Here is a 23,959-nt window from a genome sequence, read left to right on the forward strand (position 1 = left end):
GAAGAAATCGGAATCAAAAATCAGTGCACACAAAACATTGTCTTCTTCCTCCTGGTCCAGCTTCAAGGGTATCATTCTAATCAGATCACTTTAAGCGAGGAGTCTGGCGATTAGCTTCGCAAAATCCGGATCATCAAAACTCGTTCACTCTCAAAAAAAAAACCGCTAAAACCAATTTTTATCAATCTTCAATCACTTCAAGAATTGATGCCAACGGCATCGTTGAAACTGCCATTTCAATCACCATTTCAGAAAAATCCCGTTCCAGCCCCGGCGCCCTACTATTTTTCACAGGAACAAAAACACTAAAAATGTCAACCCGACAACCCAAGCGAAACAATTCGGCGTCGCAACGATTATTGCAATATATTGAACGGTATCTGGTTGACCCATCGTTCAACAAAATAATAAATGAGTTTATGTCGTCATCTTCATCTTGGCCGGCATGGCTTAGATGTTCGATCACACCGGAGACATAGTTACCACGCAGGTTCCCATTTTTTACATTTCCCCACCACTCGTCCGAGTCGAACAATCCGAATCCCTCTTTCAATCCCATATTCGGCCGCGACGTATCAGCACTTATCTCTCGAACGCTGGCAACTCTAGACGGGTCCTTTCGCAATTCAGTGGTCAACCGATATACTAAATTCATTGAAACTTCCGCTTGTTCAGTTTTAAGAACATACCAATCTCCGATGACAAATGGCCACATATGAATTTAAGAATCATTACTCCCGTCAATTATTGATGCGACCGGCATAGTTGAAACCGCCATTTCAATCAAGATTTTAGATCGCTCGAGCCCAGGGACAACAGGTCTGGTAATTTTTGGAGGATCAAAAACAGAAAAAACATCAACCCGGCAACCTACGCGAAAAAATTCGATATCACGGCGATTATTGCAATAAATACTGTCGAATCTTGTCGATCCGTCATCCAATAAAAGAACAAACGAATTTGTGTCGCGGCTTTCTTGACCCGCGTGGCCCAGAACTTGAATTACACCTGAGACATATTGACTTGGCATACTTCCTTTTTTGATATTATCCCACCACTCTTCGGAATTGTATAATCCGTATGTTCCTTTATGTCCCATGCTCGGCCTGGAACAATCTTTGGTCAGCGCCTGAATTCTCGCTACTCGCTCAGGGTCCCCGCTCAATTCAGTGGATAATTGGAAAACCAGTTTCATCGGAATTTCCGCTTGTTCAGCATTTAAAAACATTCAGCTCCGACCATAATTCCACATTCCAACCTCAGATAATAAAAAGGAAATATTGTCGGCATTTTCCCCTTTCATTGCGCATCCACCCTGCCGTTTAGTTTCGCCAAAACATCCTTACCGGGAACAAGTCTCCCGTAGCTATCATCAATCCAGCAAGAATCAATGTCGTCGCCCATTCCTGTCAAAATCGTTGCCATGATCTTTTCGTAAAACTCATAATTATTAAACGTTACATGATAGTAGCGGCATGTCTCAAGCCTCATCTTGAGTTTAACGTCAAGAATGTCGTGATCTTTGTAATCATCAGCGACCTCGTGGGAAGGGATCAATTCGCTGATGCGAACATAGCTGAACTGCCTGTCTTCCTCATCATGATCGTGGACATAAAGAACAGCAACGCGATTGATCAGCACCCCATGGCCCAACCGATAGCGCGGTAACAGCCACGCTTCAATATCGGGATTACTTAGATTTTCCATAGAAATCAAGACGATATCCTGCGACATTATTTCCCTTGCACTTCAATTTGACTTGCTCGCGATCCGCGCGCATCTGCCGATGCCTCATCGAGTGAATATTCGCAAGCATAATGTTATCATCTGTATCTCTAGCCCGAGTGTTCGATATTGGTTCTTTCGATGATGCGTACAGCGCCCTCCTGCGAAGACGGTGAGCCGCGCTGCCACGCGAGTCGTTCCCTCACGTCGCGCCCCACGACCATTCTGGGACAAGGTGGCGCTCGGACAATGGCGCCTGATCGGGCCGCGCCTGGCCGGCGCCATCGTGTTCCTGGCGCTGCGGATGCGTTTGCCGCGGGCACGCATCCGTGAATTCATTATCGAGCTGTTCGATCTGCAACTGAGCACGGGCGTGCTCGACGAAACCATCCGTGAAGCGGGTCGTGCCGTCGCGCCGCTGGAAGACGAGATGGTCCTCGACATCGAGCAAGCCGTCCTGCTCCACGCCGACGAGACCCATGGAACGAGTGCGGCCAGCCGTTCTGGCTGTGGGTGTTCGTGGCCAGCCATACCACCTTGTTCTTCATCTGCTCGCGCGGCCTGGAAATCCTGTCGAATGTACTGACGGCCAAGTTCGCGGGCAATCTGATGACCGATGGCTATCAAGCCTACCGCCACCTTGGCCGGCGCCTGCGTTGCTGGGCGCATTTGATCAGGAAGTGCCAAGGTTTGATCGATTCCACCGACGCCAGGGTGGCGCGCGCCGGCAAGGACATGCATGAGGTGCTATGTACGCTGATGGAGGCCATCTATGCCGCCCGTTGCGCACAGAGCCAGCCTGTGGGCGCGCTGGCGAGCATGCACGCTACCGATATCGCATGCTTGCGCACACTCTGCGAGCGACACCGGGACCATGGCAATGACAAGCTGCGTGCCCTTGCGCGTGAATTCCTGCTCGACTGGGACGTCATCTTGCGCCAGGTCTCCGAGCCGCAGCTACCCTTGACAAACAAGGCTGCCGAGCAAGCCCTGCACCATTGGGTGATCGCGCGCCGTAGCAGCATGGGCACTCGCAGTGAAGCCGGCACGCGGGCCTTTGCGCTCTTGGCCAGCGTTATCGAGACGTGCAGAAAACGCACGGCATCGTCGTGGACCTACATTGCTGGCGTCATTGCCGCAGCCCGACGGGGTCTGGCGCTGCCTGCACTACCGGCAATTCCGGTAGGGGTGTGAACGGCTACCCTGCATCAGTACGCCCGAGCGAAAGGGCAAGATGGCATGGGCGGTGATCGCCTCCATGCCACGGTTGGCGTGTACGCCGTAACAAGTGAGCTTGTCGTTGGCCGCGATATGAAGCCGGGGCAGTTGGCCAGCCCCCCTCAGGCCTGGCAAGAGGAACAGGACCGGGAAAGGCAATAAAGAAAGCGAAGCGAGCGCAGATAAATGCAGAAAAAGCCGCGCGAAGATAAAATTTATGCTGCCTTAATAGATCACATTAACCAAACGCAGGAGATGAAATGGACATTTCGAAAGAGCAGTACGTAAAAACCTTTTCCGGCTATATAATTGTAGACTGCGCCATTCGGTCGAAGGACATTTTCTATTTTTCACTTTGCACCAACACCTCCAGATTTCCAGATCCGGACGAAAAGCTTATAGTTGCGGACGTTGACAGTGAAATTAAAGTTTGCTCGGGACATCTCCCCCCTTGTGGCAATGTAATTCTATTAGCGGGAAACAGCGGCGCCGCTTATAAACAACACGGTGTCTGGCACAAATTCTTTTAACCCACTGGGATCTCTACCAGGCAATGAAATTATTTTTCTGGTTCACCAAAACGCATCCAGTGCGACGACGCTGATCTTATACCTCATCCGGGAATGGAAGGGGGAGCAAGATGGAGATCACAACCCGTCAGCCATGCGTCCAACCGGAAATATTTAATTTTAACAGGGAACAGAATGGAAATTTCAAAAAAACAATATGAAGAAAGCTTTGGGAATTTTTTCATTATTGATTGCGCAGTCCGATCAAAAGACATTTTTTACTTTTCTCTTTGTGAAAAAGAGTCAATATTTGCCGAGTTAGACGACGAACAACAGAATCAAGCATGGCTCAAAAAACGTATTGTATATTACATAAAATCGGCTCCCGAAAATGATAGGTGGGGGCATGGTGAATTTAAGAATTCCGACAATTACAAAATCAGCGTTTCTCAAAGCCCAAAAGTCCAGCTAATTAGTGTTGATAAAGACGGGCAAGTTTTTGCATTAGGAGGAGGCCCAAGTGAAATGCAGCTACGGGTAAAAAAATGGCTGGATGGCGGCCCGCTTCGAGGAAGTGTTTCTCGATGCCGCACCATTGATGGGCATATATATGTGACTGGCGGCGGGCGCTCAGTAGGATTTCGCAAAGACAAAAATAACTGGATTTCGCTAACACACGGCTTACCCTTTACTTATACACTCGACTGGGAGAATGCAGGCTTTAGAGATATAGACGGGTTTAACAGCGGGGACATTTACTGCGTTGGTGGAAACGGGGACGTCTGGCATTTCGATGGTGCCCGATGGAAGCAGATATCATTCCCTAGCAACATGCATCTCTATTCCGTTTGCTGCGCAGGTGACGGTTTTGTTTACATTAGTGGTTACCAAGGTACAACATTCAGAGGCCGCGACCAGAAATGGACAAAGATTCATCAAGGGGAATTGACTATACCATTCCGCGATATGGTATGGCATGACAACCAGATATGGTGCACCAGCGATTATGGTTTATGGCAGATCACGAACGGGAAAGCTCACATCGCCAAGGTGAGCGATGACATTAAAGTGTGCTCAGGCCATCTCTCCAGTTGCGGCGACGTATTGCTTCTGGCAGGTCATAGTGGTGCAGCGTATATGGAGGACAGTGTCTGGCACAAGATTTTCTAATGCCGATATCAGCCATCTGCACGCTATAACAGCGAGTGAAGGCGAGCCGGGCGTGAAGACAATGTGGCGTGGACTCGACAAGGTCCTGACTGCACTCAAACATTACGCGCCCTCAGAGGAGAGTTTGACTGAGTTGCGCATATAAAAATCACGATGATTGAACGTCACATGAGTTGGATGCATCGTACTCAGCAATTGAAGATTTTCCAAACATTAATGTTATCATTTTCCTCGGCGCGCCATGTCGGTTCTTCCGATGATACGTCCAGCCGTGTCCTGTGCTCACCCGGTGCCGCGCCGCCCGGTGTGCTGATTCCAGACTGCGTAGCTGACAATTAATAATAAGAAAGTACCACGATATGCATCCTGACTTCGAATCGTCGCCACCGGCGTCGCCACCACGGCCCGCCTACCTGCCGTGGTACACGCACGTCGGATTGATGGTGTTCACGCTAAATACCTTCTTCTTTGCGCATGTTTTTTTCGGAACCGATTTCTATTTTTGGGTGTGGTCAACCATCATTCCCGGGGCGCTACTTGCCGTTGCCGGAAAGGGGCACCGGCTGTTTTTCACGGCGCTCCTGGTGCTGGTCAATGCGATCGCGTTTGCCGCGATCGCATTGTTGGAGATCGATAGGAATGCCATCGGAGTGTTCTCAGGCCTGCTCATCTGCGTCCTGGTGGTACTGTGGCCCGCCCTGCTCTTCTGGCTCGCGCACACGCTCAATACCCGCAGGCGCACAGCATAACGTGGAACCATCATGACTTACATCATTATCGATTTCGAGGCGACCTGCTGTAACAGCGGGCAGATCGCGCGCGATGAAATGGAAATCATCGAGATCGGTGCCGTTGCCTTGCATGGCAACGGGCCGTTCACGCTTGGCGAGTTCCAGGCATTCGTCAAACCCGTCCGGAACACGCAACTGACTGCTTTTTGCAAGCAGCTGACAAATATCCCGCAACAGAAAGTCGACAGCGCGGAGACCTTTGGCGCCGTCCTGGCACGCTTCTCCGCGTGGATAGCCTCCTTTAACCAAGCGGTTTTTTGCAGTTGGGGCGACTATGACAAACATCAGCTGCGGCAAGACTGTGCATACCATGACGTTGCCTATCCGTTTGGCGATGAACACATCAACATCAAGAAGCGGTTCGCCGACAACATGAGCATGCGAAAGCCATGCGGACTCGAACAGGCTCTTGCCAAAGTCGGCCTGGAGTTCGAGGGGCAACCGCACCGCGGCATCGACGACGCCCGTAACATGGCCAATCTGGCCCCGTACCTGTTCTTTTGATGCGCCGACGGTGCCCGCCTTCGCGGCGCAAGCAAATGGAAAAGGGCTGATCGACGCGTTCTATCTTCTGTGAGCGACAACCACCTGCCGGGCCGCCGCGACGCGGGCAACGTGCAGTCCTGTCGAATTGTCCGCCAACGCGTATATTGCGACTGTAGCCGGCCTGCGGGCCGGCGCGCAATATCGCCTGAGGCATCGGCCTTCTCATCTCATCTACACAGGATTATTACCCATGACACTCGCACGAGGTTACGCGGCATTGGCCGCCAAGGAAAAACTGGTCCCCTTCTCATTCGAGCGCCGCGCCCCGCGCGCCGATGACGTGGCGATCGACATCAAATTCTGCGGCGTATGCCACTCCGATATTCACCAGGCGCGCGATGAATGGGGTGGCGCGACCTTCCCCATGGTGCCGGGCCACGAGATTGCCGGCGTGGTCACCGCCGTCGGCGCCGACGTCACCAAATTCAAAGTAGGCGACCATGTCGGCGTCGGCTGCTTCGTCGATTCGTGCACCACTTGCGGCACCCGCCACGCCGATCTGGAGCAGTACATGCCCGGTCTGGTCCAGACCTACAACAGCGTCGAGGCCGACGGCGTCACGCCGACCTTCGGCGGCTATTCCGACCACATCGTCGTCAAGGAAGGCTATGTGCTGTCGATTCCCGCCAACCTGCCGCTGGACAAGGCCGCGCCGCTGCTGTGCGCCGGCATCACACTGTATTCGCCGCTGAATCATTGGAAAGCCGGTCCGGGCAAGAAAGTCGCCATCATCGGCCTCGGCGGCCTTGGCCACATGGGGGTGAAGATCGCACACGCCATGGGCGCCGAGGTGACGGTATTGAGCCAGTCGCTGTCGAAGCAGGACGACGGCTTGCGCTTCGGCGCGGCCAGCTATTACGCCACCAGCGACAAGGAAACCTTTAAGAAGCTGGCCGGCCAATTCGACCTGATCATCAACACGGTCGGCGCCGCGATCGACTGGAACGATTACATCCGTTTGCTGAAAATCGACGGCACCATGACCCTGGTGGGCGTGCCCGACGCGGCAACGCCGCCGATCAACGCCTTCAACCTGATCGGCGCGCGCCGCACCCTGGCCGGCTCGATGATCGGCTCGATCAAGGAAACCCAGGAAATGCTCGATTTCTGCGGCAAACACAACATCACTTCCGATATCGAACTGATCGACATCAAGATGATCAACGAAGCGTATGAACGGGTGGTCAAGAGCGATGTGCGCTACCGTTTCGTCATCGATATGAAATCGGTCGCGCCGTAAGCGAACTGGCGATCGGAGACCAACTGAAAGCATTCGCCGCACAGGGCATCGCTTTGTTGAGATATCCGATTATTTTGCTTGCTTCAGGGTAGCCGCTCCTGCACGTAGCGGGAGTGGCGTATCGCCAGCAGGAATTACGTTGATTTTAGAAACGAACTAAGCCCGCCATTCGGATCTTAGTGCTCTTTGATAGTCCAAACCATCAGCCGGAATATCCTCCCGCTCGGCCCAGATTCCTGCAACTTTCTTCAGCGCAGCCATACGGCGGGCACGTCGAACTTCGATCGACTCTTCCGCTACAGCTGGCGCAGGCACGGCCACAGCTTTAGTAGGCGGATCGTCGCTTGAATCCTTCATTGTTGCCATGGCAGACCTCCTATCACAAGAACGTCGGTGCGAAATAGTTTAACGCAAACCGGGCAGCGTCGGCAAAACCTCACGCTTAAGCCACGCCGCCCCCTACGCAATTGACGGCGTCAGAAAAACTGCCGCCAGTCCGCCAGCCACTCCGGAAAGCGCTCCGCTTCCATCGGCCGGGCGATGTGGTGGCCCTGCGCATACGTGCAGCCCAGCCCCTGCAAAAAGTCCCAGTCCTGGCGCGTCTCCACGCCCACCGCGCAGGACTTGCGGTCAAGGCTGCGCGCCAGTCCCAGGCAGGAACTGAGCACGGTCGCCAGCGAGCGTTTGCGCGAGGCGCCGTCGACGAAACTGCGATCGATCTTCAACTCCGAAAACGGCACACGCGCCAGTTGCTGCACGTTCGAGCGCCCGGTGCCGTAGTCGTCCACCGCCAGTCCGTAACCCATCATGCGAAGCCGCAGCAGGCGTTCCAGAAAGCTCGGGTCGTTGGTCAGCACCGCCGATTCGGGCAGTTCGAACGTGAGCAGCGCCGGCGCCACGCCGTGGCGGCCTGCGCACACGCCAATCTGGCGCAAAAAATCAGGGTGGCCGATTGTTTCGGCCGACAGGTTGAGCGAGATCGCGGCGGGCAGTCCCTTGTCCTGAAAGGCGCGGCAATGTTCGGCCGCGCTTTCGATCATGGTCCAGTCGAGAAAATCGATGCAGTGGTTCTGTTCCAGCGCGTCGATAAAGGCGGCCGGCCCCAGCACCCCGTACTCGGGGTGGATCCAGCGCGCGAACACTTCCAGCCCTTTCACCTCGCCGCTGGCCAGTTCGATCTTGGGCTGGAAAAATGGTTCGAACTGGCGCGCCTGCAGCCCCACGCCCACTTGCGCAAAGCTGAAACGCGGTAGCGCGCGCCGCTCCTGCGCCGGGGCAGCCGGCGGCGTGTAGTGCGACAGTACTGCTTCCAGATGGCCACTGGTGAGCGGTTTGGGAATGGTGCCGAGCAGGTCGAGTCCATACGCAAGCGCCAGGCTTTCGACCGAAAACAGCAGGCTGGCGTGGCAACCGCCGGTGATGATGGCGCGCGTGCCGGCATTGAGCACGGTGATGTCGCGGATCAGTTCCAGGCCGTCGCGTCCGGACAGGGCCAGGTCGATCACGGCGATGTCGATCGGCGGTCCGGCCGGCGCTTCGATCTGGCGCAGCGCAGCCTCGCCATCGGCCGCCACGCTGATGCGGGTCGCGCCCAGGCGGCCGAGCATGTCGATCAGGGTCTGGCGCTGCGCGGCGTCGCCGTCGGCGACCAGAAAGTGCAAAGGGGCGATGTCCATCATATCTCCTGAGGTCCGAGTATTGACATTACCCCCGGAGAGCAGCCGCGTCTATGCTGTCAAGAAACTGTTTCGCCTTACTTTGATGGAATCTACCTCGACTGTTCAAAAAAACAGACAGCCGCACACGTTAAGGCGTTTTCTCATGCTGCAGGCGTGTTCAGGCATTCGCTCACCAGCGCATCCAGCTCGAGCCAGGCATCCTCGAGACGGTCAAACTGTTCTGGGCGTTCCGTGGGGGGACCGTCATAACTGAGCGACATATTGCGCACAATCTGAGGCAGGTCATATAAGTACGCGGCCAAGTCTTTATCGATCACGGTTTCATGCCGCAACATGTCGGCCAGCTCGGATAGCAGACGTTTGAGCCTCTCCAACTCCGCGTCCTCGAACAGACGCGTCATGCGCACGGTGTGCGCAAACGTCTCCATGCACTCCATGACTTCGCGCTTGAATTCGCTATTCATCTGACAACTTCCAGCAAGCGGACGAGCTTCACGCCGCTTGAATCTGCCGTAACTGTTCAAAGAAACAGACCGCCGCGCAGGCGGCCACGTTGAGCGACTCTATCTGGCCCAGGTGCGGGATGACCACTTGATGGGTCGCCAGTGCCAGCAGGTCGTGCGCTACGCCCTGCCCTTCGTGCCCGAGCAGCCAGGCCACCGGGCGCGCCAGGTCGACGTCGTACAGGCGCTGCTCGGCATAGCCGCTGGTGGCCAGCACCGGAATGGCCGAGGCCTTCACCAGCTCGGCCAGGTCGACGTTTTCGTGGATATCGACCACGAAGTGCGCGCCCATGGCCGCGCGCAGCACCTTGGGCGACCAGCAAAAGGCTGTGCCGCTGCTGCAATAGACCTGGGTGATACCGGCCGCCGCCGCGCTGCGCAAGATCGAACCGACGTTGCCGGGGTCCTGCAGGTTGTCCAGCAGGACCGCCGAGGCGGTCAGCACGCCCGGCGCATCGAGCACCGGGGTGGCGATCAGGAACATCAGGCCGACGCCGTGTTCGACCTGGCTCAGGGCGTTGTACAGCGCGTCCGGCATGGCGGTGACATGCGCGCGCGCTGTTTCGCACTGCATGACGATGTCGGCCACTTCCGGGTTGGCCAGCGCGCCTTCGGAAACGATGCAGTGCAGCGGCGCGCCGCGCAGCGCCAGGTACGACTGGCACAGGTGCACGCCGTCGAGCAGGGTCTGGCCGGCCTTGCGCCGCGCCTGCGAGCTGCCGGCGAGGTGTTTCAGGTCTTTATAGAGCGGGTTATCGCGCGAGGTGATGGTTTTCATGCGGCCTCGCCAAAATCAAACGACATGTCCATGCCGACAATGGTGTTGGCCACCGCTACAGGCAAGGTCGCGCGCACGGGCGCGAACGAGCGCCGGTGCACCGGGCAGGCCCCGTGCTCGCGCAGGCGCGCCAAATGCAGCGCGGTGCCGTAGCCCTTGTGCTGGTCGAAGCCGTACTGCGGATACAGTTCATGCAGCGACACCAGCGCGGCGTCGCGCGCGGTCTTGGCCAGGATCGAGGCGGCCGAAATGGCGTGCACCTTGTCGTCGCCTTCGATGATCGGATGGCAGCGCACCTGCATCACCGGGCTGCGGTTGCCGTCGATGAGGGCAATGGTCGGCATGGTGGACAAGGCTTCCACCGCGCGCCGCATGGCCAGCATGGTCGCCTGCAAAATATTGATGCTGTCGATTTCCTCGTGCGAGCATTCGGCAATCGCCCAGGCCAGCGCGTATTGCTTGATCTGCGGCGCCAGCGCCTCGCGCTTCTCGGCAGTGAGCTTCTTGGAGTCGCGCAGGCCCTCGATGGGGCGGTCCGGATGCAGGATCACGGCGGCGGCGAACACCGGGCCGGCCAGCGGGCCGCGCCCTGCTTCGTCCACGCCGCACACGATATCGTCGGGCGTGAACGGATAGGCGTTTTTTTTCAGCCCCGGGTAAAAATTGACTTTTTTGGTTCTCATGATGACTTTTTCGATGCCGCGATCACGCGCATGACGGCCGCCGCGCTTTCCTGCGCGCTGTTGCGCAACAGGCTGTGGTGCATCTCGATAAAGCGCTGCACCAGCAGCTTGCGGTTGGCCGCGTTGTTAAGTTGTTCCCACATGGCGTCGGCCAGCTTTTGCGGCGTCACGTCATGTTGCAGGATTTCCGGCACCAGGAATTCACGCGCCAGGATGTTCGGCAGGCCGATCCACGGCTGGTAGCCCATGTGGCGCATGATCTCGTAGGAGGCGCGCATGACCTTGTAGGCAATGACCATCGGCTTTTTGAAGAGTGCCACTTCCAGCGCTGCCGTGCCGGACGCCACCAACACCGCGTCGGCGGCGGCAATCGCTTCGTGCGAGCGGCCGTCCAGCAGGTCGATGCGCACCGACTGCAAGCCGGCTTTGGCGATCAATTCCATGAAATACTGGCGCTGGCGCTGGCCCGCCATGGGCGCCACAAAACGCAGGTCCGGGTCGCGCGCGGCCAGCAGCTTGATTGCGCCGACAAACGGCTCGGCCAGGTATTTGAGTTCGCCCATGCGGCTGCCCGGCATGAGCGCGATCACGCGCGCGTCAAGCGGCATGCCAAGCGCCGTGCGCGCGGCCGCCACGTCCGGCTCCATGGGAATGACTTCGGCCAGCGGATGGCCGATGTAGGTGCACGGCACGCCGGCCTTGCGGTAGATCTCTTCCTCGAACGGGAAGATCACCAGCATGTGCGAGACGGCCTTGATGATCTTCTTGATGCGCCCACCGCGCCAGGCCCAGATCTGCGGACTGACGAAGTGCACGGTCGGAATCCCGGCATCTTTCAGCTGCTGTTCCAGCCCGAGGTTGAAGCCCGGGTAATCGGCGCCGATGAACACGTCCGGGCGCTCGGCCAGCAGGCGGTCGCGCAGGGTATTCTGGATGCCCTTGATCTCGCGGTAGCGGGGAATGATTTCGAACAGGCCGCGCACGGTCAGGCGGTCCATCTCGATGTCCGACACGAAGCCTTGCTCCATCATGCGCGGGCCGCCAATGCCGTGGAAGCGCGCCTCGGGAAGGTGCGGGCGCAGGCCGGCCAGCAGGCGCGCGGCGAGCATGTCGCCGGAGACCTCGCCCGCTACCAAGGCAACAGAAACCCCGGCCGAAGCACCCCGGACTGAATCAGCGGACAATGCCACGGGACGCAGTCCCCAGGAAGGTCAGCATGGCGCCGATATCAAGCGCGGCGTCGGGCGACTCGTGCTGCTGGTCGACCAGGGCCGCCTTGGCTTGTTCGAGCGTCATGCCGGAGCGGTAAATGAGCTTGTAGGCCGCGCGTACGCCATCGATCTGCGGCCGCGTGAAGCCGCGCCGTTTCATGCCTTCGATGTTGACGCCGTGGGCGCTGGCCGGATTACCCGACACCAGCACGAACGGCGGCACGTCTTGCGTGAGGCTGGTGTACATGCCGATAAAGGCATGCGCGCCGATCTTGCAGAACTGGTGCACGCCGGCGAAGCCCGACAGGATCGCCCAGTCGCCCACTTCCACGTGCCCGGCCAGCTGGGCGTTGTTCGAGAAAATCGTGTTGCTGCCGACCTGGCAGTCGTGCGCCAGGTGGCAGTAGGCCGAGATCCAGTTATCGTGACCGAGGCGCGTAACACCTTCATCCTGCACCGTGCCGGTATTGAAGGTGCAGAATTCGCGCACCGTGTTGCGGTCACCCACTTCGAGGCGGGTCGGCTCGCCGTCCCACTTCTTGTCTTGCGGCGGTGCGCCGATCGACGAGAACTGGAAGAACTTGTTGTCCTTGCCGATCGTGGTGTGGCCTTCGATGACCACGTGCGGGCCAACCACCGTGCCGGCGTCGATCGACACGTGCGGGCCGATGATCGAAAAGGCGCCCACTTCGACGCTACTGTCTAGCTGCGCGCGCGGGTCGACGATGGCGCTGGGATGGATCGTGGCCATTTAGTTCCCCATCGGCTGGCTCGCGTCGCTCGCGCTGCGGATGGTGCACATCAGTTCCGCTTCAAGCGCGATGGCGCCGTCCACGCTGCCGACCGCCTTGTACTTCCAGATGCCGCGCGAGCAGCGGATGATCTCGATATCCATGCGCAGCTGGTCGCCGGGACCGACCGGACGCTTGAAGCGCGCGTTGTCGATGCCGACAAAATAGACCACCGAATTGGCGTCCGGTTTCACGCCGATCGACATGAACGACAAAATCGCCGCGGTCTGCGCCATCGCTTCGATCATCAACACGCCCGGCATGACCGGCTTGTGCGGGAAGTGGCCGTTGAAGAATTCTTCGTTGGCGGTGACGTTCTTGATCGCGCTGATCGACTTGTGCGCTTCCCAGTCCAGCACGCGGTCCACCAGCAGCATCGGATAGCGGTGCGGGAGGTATTCCTTGATCTGGCAGATGTCGAGGGTCTTGCCGGGTACGCCTTTGTTGTCGGTAATGGTCATATGTTGTCTATTTTTGTTCTGTGAGTGCCTTGACGGCTTTTTCGAGCGCGCGGATTTTTTCGCGCATCGACGTCAGGTTGCGCAGCAGGACCGCGTTCTTTTCCCAGTCGCTGTTCTTGGCGATCGGGTAAAAGCCGGTGTACTGGCCCGCTTCCTTGATCGAGTTGGCCACCAGGCTGCCGGCGGTGACGTACACCTTGTCGACGATGGTGATGTGGCCCGAGACCATGGCCGCGCCCCCAAAAGTGCAGTACTTGCCGATGGTGGCGCTGCCGGCCACGCCGACGCAGCCGGCCATCGCGGTGTGCGCGCCGATGTGGCAGTTATGGCCGATCTGGATCAGGTTATCGAGCTTGACGCCGTCTTCGATGACGGTATCGGCCATGGTGCCGCGGTCGACCGTGGTGTTGGCGCCGATGTCGACATCGTCGCCGATCATCACGCGCCCGGTCTGCGGAATCTTGACGTACACGCCGCCTTCGTTGGCGAAGCCGAATCCGTCGGTGCCGATCACGGCGCCCGAATGGATCATGCCGCGCTTGCCAATCTGGCAGCGTGCATGGAAGGTGGCGTTGGCGAACAGGCGCGTGCCTTCGCCGATGACGGCCTCGCGGCCGACGAAGCTGCCAGCGTCGATGACGGCGTGCGCGCCGATCACGGCCCCGGCTTCGATGGTCACCTGCGGGCCGATATGCGCGCTCGGATCGACCGTGGCGCTCGGGTGCACGCTGGCAGTGGGGTCGATGCCGGGCGGCGCCACGATCGCGTCGAGCGAGGCAAAATACTGGGCGGCGTAGGCGAAGTAGACGTGCGGGTTTTTAACGACGATGCGCGCGCCCGCGTAAGTGGCGCCGACGAATTCGTCGTCGGCGCTGGATACAATCATGGCCGCCGCGCCGCTCTGCGCGGCCTGGGCCCGCAGTTTGCTGTTGCTCAGATAACTGATGTGCGAAACGCCTGCGTCAGCCAATGAAGCGACACCGGATACCTCGGTATTCGGGTCGCCAATCAGCTGTCCTCCCAAGCGTTCGACCAATTCACCTAGTCGAGTGCTCATCTTCTTAGTCCTGTCTTGAGTTTGTATTGGTGTTATTTGTCGAGCTGTTTCAGGATCTTGTCCGTGATATCGATGCGCGGGCTGGTCCAGGCCGATTCCTGCAGCACGATATCGAGCTTTTCCTGCTCGGCGATCTGTTCGATCAGCTTGTAGGCCTTTTGCGCGATGTTGGCGCGCTCTTCGCTCTTGCGCTGGATCAGGTCTTCACGGAATTCGCGCTGGGTGCGCTGCACGTCTTTTTCGAGGTCGAGCAGTTCGCGCGCGCGCCGCGTGCGTTCGAGTTCGGGCAAGGTCGGCGCGTCGGTCTCGAACTTCGCTTCCATCGACTTGAAGCGCGTCACGGTGTCCTGGATCGACTTCTGGCGCTTGGAAAACTCGGCTTCAATCTTGGCGTCGGCGGCCTTGGCCAGCTTGGACTCGGTCATCAGGCGCTCGGTGAAAACGTAGCCAATCCTGCTCGGCGCATTTTGCGCCTGGGCCAGCGAGCACGCGCACAAAGCCAGCAGGGCAAGATGCTTGGGCCAGGAGGCAGTCACAGTGTTCAACATAGTTCTCCGCAATCTAAAATGGAAACGGTCGCGCTAGCGATCAGAAACCGGTACCCATCTGGAACTGGAAGCGTTCCAGGCGATCGCCAGGTTTCGCGTTCAAAGGCTTAGCATAACTCAACTTGAGCGGACCGACCGGCGAAATCCAGCTCACGCCCAGGCCTGCCGAGTAGCGCAGTTCGTTCAGGCGCATTTTCTGGTCTTCGCTGTAGACCTGGCCGGCGTCGGCAAAGCCGAACCAGCGCAGGCTGCGGTCGGTGCCGCTGCCCGGGAACGGCATCTGCAGTTCGGCATTGCCGATCAGGCGCTTGGCGCCGCCGACGGCGTCGCCGTTGCGGTCGACCACGCCGAGCGACTGGCTCAGGTAACCGCGCACGGAACCGATGCCGCCGCCGTAGAAGTTCTTGAAGACCGGGTACGGGCTGCCCTTGATGCCCTGGCCGTAATTGATCTCACCGCGCAGCGCCAGGGTGATCTTGTTGGTCAGCGGACGGAACCATTCGTGGTTGTAGATGGCGCGGTAGTATTTGGTGTCGCCGGCGAGATCGAGTTCAACGTTGATGCGCTGGTAGCGGCCCGCCGATGGCGTGATCGCGCTGTCGCGGCTGTCGCGCTGCCAGGCGGCGGTGAGCGGCAAGGCGTTGGTGGTGGCGCTGCCGATGCCGCTCTCGATGCCGGTCACCTGGCGCACGTAGTCCTGGTAGCGGGTCGGGCTGGTGATGTCGGTTTCGATGGTGGTGCGTTCGACGCCGATGCCGAAATAGACGGTATCGGTTTCGGAGAACGGCACGCCGTAGTTGACGCGGCCACCGGTCTGCTTGACCTTGTAGGTACCCTGGTTCAGCGCCGGAGGATTGAGGGTGCGCAGGTACAGTTCGAACTGCTGCGACACGCCGTCTTCGGTGAAGTACGGATTCATGTGCGACAGCGCGATCGTGCGGCTGTAGTCGCTGGTGTTGAGCTCCATGCCGACCGTGTTGCCGCTGCCGGCAAAGTTGGCCTGCTGGATCGACGCCGTGAAAGTGAATTTTTCCGCCTGCGAGAACGAGCCGCCGATCAGGAAGTTACCGGTCGGCTTTTCGACCACGGTCAGGTTGACGTCGACCTGGTCGGAGGTGCCCTGCGCTTCCGGCGTGTCGATGGTCACTTCCTTGAAGTAGCCCAGGCGGTCGACGCGGTCGCGCGACATCTTGATCTTGTTGCCGTCGTACCAGGAGCCCTCGAACTGGCGGAACTCGCGGCGGATGACTTCGTCGCGCGTGGTGGTGTTGCCGGCGATATTCATGCGGCGCACGTAGGCGCGCTTGCCCGGATCGACAAAGAAGGTAAACGCCACCTGGCGCTTTTCGCGGTCGATTTCGGGGTTGGCATTGACGTTGGCGAAGGCGTAGCCGAAGGTGCCCATGCGGTCCGAAATGAGCTTGTTGCTCAAGGTGAGCAGTTCGCCCGAATAGGTCTGGCCTTCGCGCAGGCGCACCAGTTCCTTGAGTTCGTCCTCGCGCCCGAACATTTCGCCTTCGAGCTTGATCCCGGAGACGGTGTACTTCTCGCCTTCGGTGATGTTGATGGTCAGGTAGATGTCTTTTTTGTCGGGCGTGATCGACACCTGGGTCGATTCGACGTTCGCTTCCAGGTAGCCGCGGTTCAGGTAGAACGACTTGATCGACTCGATGTCGCCGGTCAGCTTGGTCTTGGAATACTGGTCGGCCTTGGTGTACCAGGTGAACCAGCCGGAGGTGCCCAGTTGCAGCACTTCACGCAGTTCCTTGTCCGAAAAGGTCTTGTTGCCGACGATGCTGATCTGCTTGATGCGCGCGACCTCGCCTTCGTCGACGTTGAACATGACGGTGACGCGATTGCGTTCGATCGGGGTGACGGTGGTGGTGATCTTGACGCCGTACAGGCCGTGCGACAGGTACTGGCGCTTGAGTTCCTGCTCGGCGCGGTCCACCGACGCCTTGTCGAAAATCTTGGTCTCGCCGACGCCGATTTCCTTGAGCGCCTTGACCAGCACGTCCTTCTCGAATTCCTTGGTGCCGGTGAAGTCGACGGTGGCAATCGCCGGCCGCTCTTCCACCAGCACGACCAGCACGCCCTTTTCTTCTTCCAGGCGCACGTCTTTAAAGAAGCCGGTTGCATACAGCGCCTTGATGGCGGCGATGCTCTTTTCGTCGTTGAACGTTTCGCCGACGCGCACCGGCAGGTAGCTGAACACGGTACCGGCTTCGGTACGCTGGATGCCCTCGACCCGGATATCCTTGACCACGAATGGGTTCACTGCAAGGGCTTGTCCGGCGCACAGCGCCAGGACGGCTGCGCCGATTAAGCTGCGACGAAAGAAAGGCAAGGCAAAACGTTCAGAATTTAATTTCATTGGGGTTATTCAATGGTCAATCGTTTGGACAACGTACATATGTATTCGTGGAAGGCGTCGGCGCCGGTTGGGTCAGGCGGTTCACGTCATTGTAGAGCGCCAGGGCCATCAGCATCACCAGGAACACGACGCCGGCGCTCTGCGCCAACTCGACTACCCGGTCCGGCAGGCGGCGCCCGGTCAAAACTTCCAGCGAATAATACAGCAAAAGCCCACCGTCCAGAACCGGAATTGGTAACAGATTCATCACTCCAAGACTGACGCTGACGACGGCGATAAAGCTCAAAAAAACCTCCGGACCCATGCGCGCGGTCTTGCCGGCGTAGTCGGCGATCGTGACCACGCCGGTCAGGTTTGCCAGCGAAATCTGCCCGGTCACCATCTTGCCGATCATTTTCAGGCTCATGATGGCTTGTTGCCAGGTGCTTCTGGCGCCGGCGGCAATCGCGTCAATCGGGCCCAGCGCAACCTCGACCATCTCCGGCTGCGAGATGACCTGGGCATTCATGCGCCAGAGATTAGTAGCTTTATTCAGTTCCGGGGTGACGGCCAGGGTGAGCGTGCGCCCGGCCCGGTCGATGACGAATTCCAGGGTGCGTCCGCAGGCATTGCCGACCAGTTTCATCAGCGCGGCGCCGTCGGCCACCGGTTTGCCGTCGATGCTGATCACGCGGTCGCCCGGCTGCATGCCGGCGCGTGCGGCCGGGCCGGCGGGATCGGGAATCTCGCCGATCGTCACCGGGCTCAGGAACACGGCAATGCCGAGTTCGCCGAGCACATCGCCTTCGACATCCTTGCCGGCCAGCGCAGCCGGCGGCAAGGTGGCGCTGTAGCGCGCCCCGCCCTGCTGGACGACGTCGAGCCGCACCCCGCCCTTGTCGAACACGGCTTTCAGGGTTTCCCAGCGCAATTCGGTGTAGGTGGCCACCGCTTCGCCGTTGACGGCGACGATGCGGTCGCCCCCGCGCAGGCCGGCCTGGTACGCGGGCGTACTCGCTTCCATGGCGCGCACGCGGGTGCCGATTTCGTCCATGCCCACCATGTACAGGCTGCCGAACAGCGCAATCGCCACCAGGAAATTGGCGACCGGACCGGCGGCCACGATGGCGATGCGCTGCCACACCGACTTGCGGGTGAACTCGCGCGCCTGGTCGGCTTCCGACATGGCGCGGGTAGCCGGATCGCGGTCGTCCAGCATGCGCACGTAGCCGCCCAGCGGCAGCATGGAAATGACCCACTCGGTCTGGTCGGCGCCGAAACGGCGCGACCAGATCACCTTGCCGAAGCCGAGCGAAAAGCGCAGCACTTTCACGCCGCACAGGCGCGCCACCAGGTAGTGACCCAGTTCGTGAAGAATGATCAGCGGTCCGAGCGCGCACAGGAACGCCAGCGGCGTGGTGAAAAAGTTCATCTGGCCAGGCCGGCGACGATGGCGTGGGCGGCGGCGCGAGCGCGCGCATCGCAGTCCATCACGGCGCCGATGCTGGTGGCCGCGTGATGTTCGTTCTCGTGCATGACGCGCGCAATCACGCGGTCGATGTCGCGAAAACCGATGCGCCGTTCCAGGAAGGCTTGCACCGCCACTTCATTGGCGGCGTTGAGCAGGGCCGGCGCAGTGCCGCCGGCGTCCAGCGATTCGAAGGCCAGCGCCAGGCAGGGAAAGCGCGCAAAATCCGGCTTGTGGAACTGCAAGGTGCCGATGCTGGTCAGGTCGAGCTGGGCTACGCCGGACTCGATGCGTTCGGGAAATGCGAGCGCGTTGGCGATCGGGGTGCGCATGTCGGGGTTGCCCAGTTCGGCGATCACCGAGCCGTCCACGTAGGACACCATCGAGTGGATCACGCTTTGCGGGTGGATCACCACTTCGATCAGGGAAGCCGGCGCGCCGAACAGCCAGTGCGCCTCGATCACTTCCAGGCCCTTGTTCATCATGGTGGCCGAGTCGACCGAAATCTTGCGCCCCATCGACCAGTTCGGATGCTTGCAGGCTTCGTCGGGCGTGACGTGCTCCAGGGTCTCGACCGCGCGGTTCAGAAACGGGCCGCCGGAGGCGGTCAGCAGGATCTTGGCCACGCCGGCGGCAGCCGGTTTGCGCGCGTAGGAGTGCGGCAGCGACTGGAAAATGGCGTTGTGTTCGCTGTCGATCGGCAGCAAGGTGGCGCCGTGCTCGTGCACCGCGTCCATGAACAGCTGGCCCGACATGACCAGCGCTTCTTTATTCGCCAGCAGGATTTTCTTGCCGGCCCGGGCTGCGGCCAGGGTCGGGGCCAGGCCGGCGGCACCGACAATGGCGGCCATGACCGTGTCGACGTCGGCGCTCGACGCGATTGAGCACAGCGCCGCCTCGCCGTGTTCGACCTGGATCGCCAGGCCGCGTTCGCGCAGCAAGGTACTCAGGCGGGCGGCGGCGGCGGCGCTGCCGACCACGGCGCGCGCCGGGCGGAACTGCGCGCACTGTTCGGCCAGTTCTTCCACCTTGGCATGCGCGCTGAGGGCGTAGACCTGGTATTTTTCAGGATGGCGTGCAAGCACGTCCAGGGTGGACACGCCGATCGAACCGGTCGCGCCTAGAATGGTGATGCGTTGCATAGGCGTACTTTCAAACTTTTTATCAGACTTCTTTTCAAAGCATCCCGGTATAGATCAGGGCAGCCAGCGGCATGACCGGCACCAGCGCGTCGATGCGGTCGAGCACGCCGCCATGGCCCGGCAGCAGGTTGCTGCTGTCCTTGACGCCGGCGCGGCGCTTGAGCTGCGATTCGACCAGGTCGCCTACCACGCTGGCGGCAACGAGCACCACCAGCACCGCCAGCGCCCCGCCCCAGCCCAGCTTGGCCTGGAGGTGCACCGGGAAAGTATCGGCCAGCAGCGGACCGGCGAACTGGATCAGCAGGGTGGACAGGACCAGCACGGCGATGCCGCCGCCGATCGCGCCTTCCCACGATTTACCTGGGGAAATGGTCGGCGCCAGCTTGCGCTTGCCGAAGGCCTTGCCGGAAAAATAGGCCCCGATGTCGGCGATCCAGACCAATGCCATGACCGACAGCAAGTACACGGCCGAATGCTTGAAGAACAGCACGATGGCGGCGAAACAGGCCACGATGGAAATCGCGTACATGGTCGCCAGCATGGTGTTGCGTCCGCCTTCGGGCGGGGGCAAGCCGGTTTTCAGGGCGGGCACGAAACGGAACAGCCACAGCAGGGTCGACAGGCCGAACCAGAACTTCACGGCGCTGTTGTCCTTGTACAGGAAGGCATAGGCAAAGGCGGCGCTCCAGAACAGGGCCACCAGGAAGGCTTGCTTGCGCGAGGACTTGAACAATTGAAAGCTCTCGGTGATGGCGGCCGTGAGGAACACCAGCACCACCGCGGCGAAGGCGGGGTAATACCCGCCGAACAGCACCGCCAGCAGGACGACAAGCAAGACAACAGCGGTGATGATCCGGGTAATTAGCATCAGCTTTTCTTTTCAGCCAGTTGGTCGCCGGTGCGTCCGAAGCGGCGCTCCCGGTTTTGATAGGACGCGATCGCCGCGTCCAGGGACTCGATCGAAAAATCGGGCCAGTAGGTATCGGTAAAGTACAGCTCGGAATACGCCAGCTGCCACAGCAGGAAGTTGGAAATGCGCTCTTCCCCGCCGGTGCGGATGAACAGGTCCGGCTCGGGCGCGTAGGCCATGGCCAGGTGCTCGGCCAGCTGCTCTTCGGCAAAGGTGGTGATGCCGGGATTGGCGGCCACCATCTTGCTGGTGGCCTGCATGATGTCCCAGCGTCCGCCATAATTGGCGCAGATGGTCACCGTCAGGCGCGTGTTGTTGGCGGTGCGGCGCTCGGCCGAGGCGATCATGTCTTGCAACTTGGAATCGAAACGCGACAGATCGCCCACGACTTTCAGACGAATATTGTTTGCGTGCATCTTCGCCACTTCGCGTTCGAGCGCGGTGACGAACAGGCGCATCAGCAGCGAGACTTCTTCTTCGGGGCGGCGCCAGTTTTCGGACGAAAAGGCGAACAGGGTGAGGTACTCGATGCCGCGCTGAATGCAGGCTTCGACACAGCCGCGCACGGCTTCGACGCCCTTGACGTGGCCGGCCACGCGCGGGAGGAAGCGCTTGGTGGCCCAGCGGCCGTTGCCGTCCATGATGATCGCAACGTGACGCGGCACGCGGGCCACTTCGGGTACTGCTGTCGTCGAACTTTTATAGATCATAAATCCAGACTATCTAGAACAAATGCATGGGAAGCGGACGCCGGGTCCGCCTCCGCGTGGGCAGACCCTGCCTTCGCGCCCTGAGCGGGCCTCCCCTAACTCTACACCGTCAGGACTTCTTTTTCTTTTTCAGCAACCAGTTTATCGACATCGATGACAAACTTGTCGGTCAGTTTCTGGATTTCTTCGGATGCACGACGCTCGTCATCTTCCGAGCACGCCTTGTCCTTGACCAGTTTCTTGAGCGATTCGTTGGCATCGCGGCGGATATTGCGGATCGCGATCTTGGCATCTTCCGCCTCGCCCTTGACCAGCTTGACCATTTCCTTGCGGCGTTCTTCGGTCAGTGGCGGGGTCGGTACGCGGATCATGTCGCCCTGCGACGATGGATTGAGACCGAGGTCGGCATCGCGGATCGCTTTTTCGACCGTGGTCAGCATTTTCTTTTCCCACGGCTGGACGCCGATGGTGCGGGCGTCGATCAGGGTCACGTTGGCGATCTGGGTCAGCGCGGTGGCCGAACCATAATAATCGACCATCACGTGATCGAGGATGCCGGTGTGGGCGCGGCCGGTACGGACCTTGGCCAGATCGCTTTTAAGGGTGTCGATCGACTTGTTCATGCGCTCTTGCGCGTTTTTCTTGACGTCAGCGATAGTCATGCTGCTCTCCTGTAGCTCTGAATGATATTAAACGTGTACCAGTGTACCTTCGTCTTCGCCCATGATCACGCGTTTGAGCGCGCCTGGCTTGACGATGGAAAACACCTTGATCGGCAGTTTCTGGTCGCGGCACAGCGCGAACGCGGTCGCATCCATCACCTGCAGGTGCTTGGAAATGGCTTCGTCGAAAGTTATCGACTCGTAGCGGGTCGCGTTCGGATCCTTTTTCGGGTCGGCGGTGTAAACACCATCGACCTTGGTGGCCTTGAGCACGATTTCGGCGCTGATTTCCGAACCGCGCAGTGCGGCGGCGGTATCGGTGGTGAAGAACGGGTTGCCGGTGCCGGCGGCGAACACGACAACCTTGCCTTCTTCCAGGTATTGCAGCGCTTTCGGGCGCACGTACGGCTCGACCACCTGCTCGATGGCAATCGCCGACATGACGCGGGCGACGATGCCGACGTGGCGCATGGCGTCGGCCAGGGCCAGCGCGTTCATCACGGTGGCCAGCATGCCCATGTAATCGGCGGTGGCGCGGTCCATGCCCTGGGCGCCGGGAGCGACACCACGGAAGATGTTGCCGCCGCCAATGACGACGGCCAGTTCCACGCCCAGGTTCGCTACTTCCGCGACATCGGCGACCATGCGCTCGATGGTGGCGCGGTTGATGCCGTAAGGATCATCGCCCATCAGTGCTTCGCCAGACAATTTCAGGAGTACGCGTTTGTAGGCTGGTTTCGACATGGGGGTGGGCTCCAAAAAATGACGGTTTGTATTCGGTCTTTCCATACGCACACTTTCATGTACGCAGATTAAAAAAACGGGCCTTCCGGCCCGCTTTCACACTTACTGCTTGTTGGCAGCCATTTGCGCCGCAACCTCTGCAGCGAAATCGTCCTGCTTTTTCTCGATGCCTTCACCGACAACATACATCGTGAATGCTTTCACGCTGGTGCTCTTTTCTTTCAGCATCTGTTCGATCGACTGCTTGTCGTTCTTGACGAACGATTGGTTCAGCAGCGAGACTTCTTTCAGATACTTCTGGATCGAGCCTTCCAGGCGCTTGGCCAGGATTTCAGCCGATTGTACCGGCTTGCCTGCGGCAACGGCGACGTCAGCATCTTCCTGAGCTTTCAGAGCAGCAACCGAACGCTCTTTTTCGATCAGTTCGGCAGGCACCTGGTCCGACGACAGCGACACTGGCTTCATGGCAGCGATGTGCATGGCCACGTCTTTACCGACTTGCTCGTCGGCGCCGTCGAAGTCAACCACGACACCGATACGGGTGCCGTGCAGGTACGAGGCCAGCTTGCTGGTGGTCTCGAAACGCTGGAAGCGGCGGATGGTCATGTTCTCGCCGATCTTGCCGATCAGGGCGATACGCACTTCGTCCAGGGTCTTGCCATCGAGTGGCAGGGCCAGCAGGGCAGCGACGTCGGCCGGGTTGTTTTCGGCAACCAGGCGCGCGGCGTTGTTCGCCAGTGCCAGGAAGTCGTCGTTCTTGGCGACGAAGTCGGTTTCGCTGTTGACTTCAACCAGGGCGCCGATATTGCCAGCGATGAAGGTTGCTACAACGCCTTCAGCGGTGATGCGGGTCGCGTTGCTGGTGGCTTTGGTGCCCAGTTTGACGCGCAGGATTTCTTCCGCACGCGCCATGTCGCCATCGGCTTCGGTCAGTGCTTTTTTGCATTGCATCATCGGTGCGTCGGTTTTCGCGCGCAGTTCGCCTACCATCGCTGCTGTAATCGCTGCCATGTGTTTCTCCTAAATTTGTGACATATTCTGTTTAAAAAAAAGGGGGAGC

At 59.3% G+C, this 23,959-nt stretch carries 28 protein-coding genes; 7 read left to right on the forward strand and 21 right to left on the reverse strand.

Annotated elements, in window-relative coordinates:
* Positions 1-181 precede the first annotated feature (181 nt).
* The 3 genes from F1609_RS29585 to F1609_RS29595 all read right to left on the reverse strand — a co-directional run bounded on the left by F1609_RS29585 (position 182) and on the right by F1609_RS29595 (position 1,734).
* Positions 182-715: an immunity protein RhsI2 family protein gene (locus F1609_RS29585; RefSeq protein ID WP_167080785.1), complete on the reverse strand. Its 534-nt coding sequence runs from the start codon at positions 713-715 to the stop codon at positions 182-184.
* Positions 716-721: 6 nt separating this feature from the next.
* Positions 722-1,228 (reverse strand): immunity protein RhsI2 family protein, encoded by a 507-nt coding sequence (locus F1609_RS29590; protein WP_167080787.1) that lies wholly within the window; start codon positions 1,226-1,228, stop codon positions 722-724.
* Positions 1,229-1,299: 71 nt separating this feature from the next.
* Positions 1,300-1,734, reverse strand: a complete 435-nt coding sequence (locus F1609_RS29595; protein ID WP_167080789.1) for a hypothetical protein — start codon at positions 1,732-1,734, stop codon at positions 1,300-1,302.
* A 295-nt stretch (positions 1,735-2,029) separates the two neighbouring features.
* Between F1609_RS29595 and F1609_RS35455 the strand changes: the two genes are divergently transcribed.
* From F1609_RS35455 to F1609_RS29630, 7 genes are all read left to right on the forward strand, one after another.
* Entirely contained in the window at positions 2,030-2,311 is a 282-nt protein-coding gene (locus tag F1609_RS35455; RefSeq protein WP_370661687.1) for an IS66 family transposase, read from the forward strand.
* A complete protein-coding gene (locus F1609_RS29605; protein WP_267876821.1) occupies positions 2,233-2,919 on the forward strand; it encodes an IS66 family transposase in 687 nt (228 codons plus the stop codon). Before F1609_RS35455 ends, F1609_RS29605 begins: the two co-directional genes overlap by 79 nt.
* A gap of 284 nt (positions 2,920-3,203) precedes the next feature.
* Positions 3,204-3,473 (forward strand): hypothetical protein, encoded by a 270-nt coding sequence (locus F1609_RS29610; RefSeq protein ID WP_167080795.1) that lies wholly within the window; start codon positions 3,204-3,206, stop codon positions 3,471-3,473.
* Between the two features lie 174 nt (positions 3,474-3,647).
* Positions 3,648-4,622: a hypothetical protein gene (locus F1609_RS29615; protein WP_167080797.1), complete on the forward strand. Its 975-nt coding sequence runs from the start codon at positions 3,648-3,650 to the stop codon at positions 4,620-4,622.
* A gap of 359 nt (positions 4,623-4,981) precedes the next feature.
* On the forward strand, positions 4,982-5,371 hold the full coding sequence (locus tag F1609_RS29620) for a hypothetical protein (RefSeq protein WP_167080799.1): 390 nt from the start codon (positions 4,982-4,984) through the stop codon (positions 5,369-5,371).
* 12 nt (positions 5,372-5,383) lie between these two features.
* Complete coding sequence (locus tag F1609_RS29625; protein WP_167080801.1) at positions 5,384-5,917, forward strand: 3'-5' exonuclease; 534 nt, start codon at positions 5,384-5,386, stop codon at positions 5,915-5,917.
* Positions 5,918-6,149: 232 nt separating this feature from the next.
* The gene (locus tag F1609_RS29630) at positions 6,150-7,199 is read left to right on the forward strand and encodes an NAD(P)-dependent alcohol dehydrogenase (protein ID WP_167080803.1); all 1,050 of its coding nucleotides are present in this window, start codon (positions 6,150-6,152) and stop codon (positions 7,197-7,199) included.
* A gap of 156 nt (positions 7,200-7,355) precedes the next feature.
* Here F1609_RS29630 and F1609_RS29635 read toward each other — a convergent pair whose 3' ends face one another.
* The 18 genes from F1609_RS29635 to tsf form a co-directional block, all read right to left on the reverse strand.
* Complete coding sequence (locus F1609_RS29635; protein ID WP_167080805.1) at positions 7,356-7,565, reverse strand: hypothetical protein; 210 nt, start codon at positions 7,563-7,565, stop codon at positions 7,356-7,358.
* 110 nt (positions 7,566-7,675) lie between these two features.
* Entirely contained in the window at positions 7,676-8,875 is a 1,200-nt protein-coding gene (locus tag F1609_RS29640) for an EAL domain-containing response regulator (protein WP_167080806.1), read from the reverse strand.
* Positions 8,876-9,018: 143 nt separating this feature from the next.
* Positions 9,019-9,342 carry a hypothetical protein gene (locus F1609_RS29645; protein ID WP_167080807.1) on the reverse strand — a complete coding sequence of 108 codons (324 nt, stop codon included), beginning with the start codon at positions 9,340-9,342 and terminating at the stop codon, positions 9,019-9,021.
* A 28-nt stretch (positions 9,343-9,370) separates the two neighbouring features.
* Entirely contained in the window at positions 9,371-10,159 is a 789-nt protein-coding gene (locus F1609_RS29650; protein WP_167080808.1) for a TrmH family RNA methyltransferase, read from the reverse strand.
* Entirely contained in the window at positions 10,156-10,842 is a 687-nt protein-coding gene (rnhB, locus tag F1609_RS29655) for a ribonuclease HII (RefSeq protein WP_167080809.1), read from the reverse strand. The genes F1609_RS29650 and rnhB overlap by 4 nt, the downstream gene beginning before the upstream one ends.
* A complete protein-coding gene (gene lpxB / locus F1609_RS29660; RefSeq protein ID WP_187363175.1) occupies positions 10,839-11,951 on the reverse strand; it encodes a lipid-A-disaccharide synthase in 1,113 nt (370 codons plus the stop codon). Before lpxB ends, rnhB begins: the two co-directional genes overlap by 4 nt.
* Before the next feature lie 64 nt (positions 11,952-12,015).
* On the reverse strand, positions 12,016-12,804 hold the full coding sequence (lpxA, locus tag F1609_RS29665) for an acyl-ACP--UDP-N-acetylglucosamine O-acyltransferase (protein ID WP_167080811.1): 789 nt from the start codon (positions 12,802-12,804) through the stop codon (positions 12,016-12,018).
* On the reverse strand, positions 12,805-13,305 hold the full coding sequence (gene fabZ, locus F1609_RS29670; RefSeq protein ID WP_054262906.1) for a 3-hydroxyacyl-ACP dehydratase FabZ: 501 nt from the start codon (positions 13,303-13,305) through the stop codon (positions 12,805-12,807).
* A 7-nt stretch (positions 13,306-13,312) separates the two neighbouring features.
* On the reverse strand, positions 13,313-14,362 hold the full coding sequence (gene lpxD / locus F1609_RS29675; RefSeq protein ID WP_167080812.1) for a UDP-3-O-(3-hydroxymyristoyl)glucosamine N-acyltransferase: 1,050 nt from the start codon (positions 14,360-14,362) through the stop codon (positions 13,313-13,315).
* A gap of 32 nt (positions 14,363-14,394) precedes the next feature.
* On the reverse strand, positions 14,395-14,910 hold the full coding sequence (locus F1609_RS29680; protein ID WP_167080813.1) for an OmpH/Skp family outer membrane protein: 516 nt from the start codon (positions 14,908-14,910) through the stop codon (positions 14,395-14,397).
* Between the two features lie 40 nt (positions 14,911-14,950).
* Positions 14,951-17,284, reverse strand: coding sequence for an outer membrane protein assembly factor BamA (gene bamA / locus F1609_RS29685; protein WP_167080815.1), 2,334 nt, complete (start codon positions 17,282-17,284; stop codon positions 14,951-14,953).
* A 16-nt stretch (positions 17,285-17,300) separates the two neighbouring features.
* Entirely contained in the window at positions 17,301-18,695 is a 1,395-nt protein-coding gene (gene rseP, locus F1609_RS29690; protein ID WP_167080816.1) for an RIP metalloprotease RseP, read from the reverse strand.
* Positions 18,692-19,873 (reverse strand): 1-deoxy-D-xylulose-5-phosphate reductoisomerase, encoded by a 1,182-nt coding sequence (gene ispC / locus F1609_RS29695; RefSeq protein ID WP_167080817.1) that lies wholly within the window; start codon positions 19,871-19,873, stop codon positions 18,692-18,694. Before ispC ends, rseP begins: the two co-directional genes overlap by 4 nt.
* A gap of 34 nt (positions 19,874-19,907) precedes the next feature.
* Complete coding sequence (locus F1609_RS29700) at positions 19,908-20,741, reverse strand: phosphatidate cytidylyltransferase (protein ID WP_167080818.1); 834 nt, start codon at positions 20,739-20,741, stop codon at positions 19,908-19,910.
* Positions 20,741-21,493 (reverse strand): polyprenyl diphosphate synthase, encoded by a 753-nt coding sequence (uppS, locus tag F1609_RS29705; protein WP_166879122.1) that lies wholly within the window; start codon positions 21,491-21,493, stop codon positions 20,741-20,743. Before uppS ends, F1609_RS29700 begins: the two co-directional genes overlap by 1 nt.
* Before the next feature lie 101 nt (positions 21,494-21,594).
* A complete protein-coding gene (frr, locus tag F1609_RS29710) occupies positions 21,595-22,155 on the reverse strand; it encodes a ribosome recycling factor (RefSeq protein WP_166879124.1) in 561 nt (186 codons plus the stop codon).
* Positions 22,156-22,182: 27 nt separating this feature from the next.
* Positions 22,183-22,899 carry a UMP kinase gene (gene pyrH / locus F1609_RS29715; RefSeq protein WP_054262915.1) on the reverse strand — a complete coding sequence of 239 codons (717 nt, stop codon included), beginning with the start codon at positions 22,897-22,899 and terminating at the stop codon, positions 22,183-22,185.
* Between the two features lie 102 nt (positions 22,900-23,001).
* A complete protein-coding gene (gene tsf, locus F1609_RS29720; RefSeq protein ID WP_167080819.1) occupies positions 23,002-23,910 on the reverse strand; it encodes a translation elongation factor Ts in 909 nt (302 codons plus the stop codon).
* Positions 23,911-23,959 lie beyond the last annotated feature (49 nt).

Source organism: Massilia aquatica (genome assembly GCF_011682045.1).
Classification (GTDB): Bacteria; Pseudomonadota; Gammaproteobacteria; order Burkholderiales; family Burkholderiaceae_D; genus Telluria_A; species Telluria_A aquatica.

What these genes read in the sequence shown, in the direction of transcription:
- F1609_RS29700 (WP_167080818.1), bottom strand. Translation starts at nt 20,741, where the DNA reads ATGCTAATTACCCGGATCATCACCGCTGTTGTCTTGCTTGTCGTCCTG.
- F1609_RS35455 (WP_370661687.1), top strand. Translation starts at nt 2,030, where the DNA reads ATGCGTTTGCCGCGGGCACGCATCCGTGAATTCATTATCGAGCTGTTC.
- F1609_RS29640 (WP_167080806.1), bottom strand. Translation starts at nt 8,875, where the DNA reads ATGGACATCGCCCCTTTGCACTTTCTGGTCGCCGACGGCGACGCCGCG.
- ispC (WP_167080817.1), bottom strand. Translation starts at nt 19,873, where the DNA reads ATGCAACGCATCACCATTCTAGGCGCGACCGGTTCGATCGGCGTGTCC.
- fabZ (WP_054262906.1), bottom strand. Translation starts at nt 13,305, where the DNA reads ATGACCATTACCGACAACAAAGGCGTACCCGGCAAGACCCTCGACATC.
- lpxB (WP_187363175.1), bottom strand. Translation starts at nt 11,951, where the DNA reads ATGCTCGCCGCGCGCCTGCTGGCCGGCCTGCGCCCGCACCTTCCCGAG.
- F1609_RS29585 (WP_167080785.1), bottom strand. Translation starts at nt 715, where the DNA reads ATGTGGCCATTTGTCATCGGAGATTGGTATGTTCTTAAAACTGAACAA.
- pyrH (WP_054262915.1), bottom strand. Translation starts at nt 22,899, where the DNA reads ATGTCGAAACCAGCCTACAAACGCGTACTCCTGAAATTGTCTGGCGAA.
- F1609_RS29625 (WP_167080801.1), top strand. Translation starts at nt 5,384, where the DNA reads ATGACTTACATCATTATCGATTTCGAGGCGACCTGCTGTAACAGCGGG.
- F1609_RS29650 (WP_167080808.1), bottom strand. Translation starts at nt 10,159, where the DNA reads ATGAAAACCATCACCTCGCGCGATAACCCGCTCTATAAAGACCTGAAA.
- F1609_RS29645 (WP_167080807.1), bottom strand. Translation starts at nt 9,342, where the DNA reads ATGAATAGCGAATTCAAGCGCGAAGTCATGGAGTGCATGGAGACGTTT.
- rnhB (WP_167080809.1), bottom strand. Translation starts at nt 10,842, where the DNA reads ATGAGAACCAAAAAAGTCAATTTTTACCCGGGGCTGAAAAAAAACGCC.
- F1609_RS29610 (WP_167080795.1), top strand. Translation starts at nt 3,204, where the DNA reads ATGGACATTTCGAAAGAGCAGTACGTAAAAACCTTTTCCGGCTATATA.
- lpxD (WP_167080812.1), bottom strand. Translation starts at nt 14,362, where the DNA reads ATGAGCACTCGACTAGGTGAATTGGTCGAACGCTTGGGAGGACAGCTG.
- F1609_RS29595 (WP_167080789.1), bottom strand. Translation starts at nt 1,734, where the DNA reads ATGTCGCAGGATATCGTCTTGATTTCTATGGAAAATCTAAGTAATCCC.
- F1609_RS29590 (WP_167080787.1), bottom strand. Translation starts at nt 1,228, where the DNA reads ATGTTTTTAAATGCTGAACAAGCGGAAATTCCGATGAAACTGGTTTTC.
- frr (WP_166879124.1), bottom strand. Translation starts at nt 22,155, where the DNA reads ATGACTATCGCTGACGTCAAGAAAAACGCGCAAGAGCGCATGAACAAG.
- rseP (WP_167080816.1), bottom strand. Translation starts at nt 18,695, where the DNA reads ATGAACTTTTTCACCACGCCGCTGGCGTTCCTGTGCGCGCTCGGACCG.
- F1609_RS29620 (WP_167080799.1), top strand. Translation starts at nt 4,982, where the DNA reads ATGCATCCTGACTTCGAATCGTCGCCACCGGCGTCGCCACCACGGCCC.
- tsf (WP_167080819.1), bottom strand. Translation starts at nt 23,910, where the DNA reads ATGGCAGCGATTACAGCAGCGATGGTAGGCGAACTGCGCGCGAAAACC.
- F1609_RS29635 (WP_167080805.1), bottom strand. Translation starts at nt 7,565, where the DNA reads ATGGCAACAATGAAGGATTCAAGCGACGATCCGCCTACTAAAGCTGTG.
- F1609_RS29630 (WP_167080803.1), top strand. Translation starts at nt 6,150, where the DNA reads ATGACACTCGCACGAGGTTACGCGGCATTGGCCGCCAAGGAAAAACTG.
- lpxA (WP_167080811.1), bottom strand. Translation starts at nt 12,804, where the DNA reads ATGGCCACGATCCATCCCAGCGCCATCGTCGACCCGCGCGCGCAGCTA.
- F1609_RS29615 (WP_167080797.1), top strand. Translation starts at nt 3,648, where the DNA reads ATGGAAATTTCAAAAAAACAATATGAAGAAAGCTTTGGGAATTTTTTC.
- uppS (WP_166879122.1), bottom strand. Translation starts at nt 21,493, where the DNA reads ATGATCTATAAAAGTTCGACGACAGCAGTACCCGAAGTGGCCCGCGTG.
- F1609_RS29680 (WP_167080813.1), bottom strand. Translation starts at nt 14,910, where the DNA reads ATGTTGAACACTGTGACTGCCTCCTGGCCCAAGCATCTTGCCCTGCTG.
- bamA (WP_167080815.1), bottom strand. Translation starts at nt 17,284, where the DNA reads ATGAAATTAAATTCTGAACGTTTTGCCTTGCCTTTCTTTCGTCGCAGC.